2 protein-coding genes are annotated in these 1676 nt (G+C 58.8%); both read left to right on the top strand.

Features of this window, described 5'->3' with window-relative positions; translation table 11 throughout:
- The coding region (rfbF, locus tag AC097N_RS21195; protein ID WP_479584049.1) for a glucose-1-phosphate cytidylyltransferase at positions 1 to 630 on the top strand (630 nt) is incomplete at its 5' end.
- Positions 627 to 1676 (top strand): CDP-glucose 4,6-dehydratase (rfbG, locus tag AC097N_RS21190; protein ID WP_479584048.1); only part of this gene is annotated, 1050 nt, incomplete at its 3' end. The genes rfbF and rfbG, both read left to right, overlap by 4 nt.

Here is a 1676-nt window from a genome sequence, read left to right as displayed (position 1 = left end):
TTCATCGTGTGCTGTGGCTACAAAGGCTATGTCATCAAGGAATATTTCGCCAACTACTTCTTGCACATGTCGGATGTCACCTTCGACATGAGCAAGAACAGCATGGAAGTCCATCAACGCAATGCCGAGCCCTGGAAAGTCACACTGGTGGACACGGGCGAAGACACCATGACTGGCGGCCGCCTCAAGCGTGTTGCGCCCTACCTTAAAAACGAAGAGACCTTCTGTTTTACTTATGGAGACGGGGTGAGCGATGTCAACATCACAGAACTGCTCGCCTTCCACAAAGCTCAGAACGTCAAAGCGACCTTGACCGCCACGATTCCCCCCGGTCGTTTTGGCGCACTCGATCTCAAGGGCAGCAAGGTCAACAGCTTCATGGAAAAGCCCAAAGGCGATGGTGCCATGATCAATGGCGGCTTCTTCGTGCTCTCGCCAGAAGTCATTGACTACATCACAGACGACAAGACAACCTGGGAACGTGAACCCCTGGAGCGCTTGGCTCAGGAAGGAAATTTGGCGGCATTCCCGCACCACGGATTTTGGCAACCGATGGACACGCTGCGCGACAAGTTACACCTTGAAGAGTTGTGGCAATCAGGCCAAGCGCCCTGGAAGGTGTGGTCTTGAATCCCTCGTTTTGGAGCGGCAAGCGCGTCCTGCTGACCGGACACACCGGGTTCAAAGGCAGCTGGATGTCGTTGTGGTTGCAGGCCATGGGCGCCCAGGTGGTGGGCTATGCACTGGCGCCCCCCACTGACCCCAGTTTGTTTGACGTCGCGCGGGTCGGCCAGGGCATGACCAGTGTCCTGGGCGATATCCGGGACTTGGCGGCCTTGCAGGCGGTCTTTGCCCAACATCAGCCGGAGATCGTCATCCACATGGCGGCCCAACCCCTGGTGCGTTACTCCTACCAAAACCCGGTCGAGACCTACTCCACCAACGTCATGGGCACGGTCCATGTGCTCGAGGCCGTGCGAAACACCCCCGGCATCAAGGCGGTGGTCAACATCACCACCGACAAGTGTTACGAGAACCGCGAATGGGTTTGGGGCTATCGAGAGAACGAACCCATGGGCGGCTACGACCCCTACAGCAACAGCAAGGGCTGCGCCGAACTCGTTAGCGCCTCGTACCGGTCATCCTATTTCAACGCCAACAGCCATGCCCAGCATGGTGTTGCCCTGGCAACCGTTCGCGCTGGCAACGTCATTGGCGGGGGCGACTGGGCACAAGACCGGTTGATACCGGACATTCTTGCCGCCTTCGAACAGGGCAAACGGGTTGATATCCGCAACCCCCATGCCATCCGTCCCTGGCAACATGTGCTGGAGCCCTTGCGCGGCTACCTCACGCTGGCTGAACGGCTGTTTGAACAGGGATCCGGCTTTGCCGAGGGCTGGAACTTTGGCCCGAACGACGAAGACGCCAAGCCGGTGGGCTGGATCGTCGCGCAAATGGCCCAACTGTGGGGCAGTGAGGCCCAATGGCAAGCCGATGCGGGGGAGCATCCCCATGAAGCCACCTACCTCAAACTCGATATCTCCAAGGCACGCAGCCGCCTTGATTGGCACCCGGCCCTGCGTCTGAATGACGCGTTGAAGCTCATCATCGATTGGTCCAAGCAACGCCAGGCCGGTGCTGACATGCACGCGCTGACCTTGGCCCAAATCCAC

The organism is Rhodoferax sp. LS1R11 (genome assembly GCF_056521395.1).
Note: the sequence above shows the minus strand (reverse complement) of the source record. Positions and strands in the feature narration are given on the sequence as shown.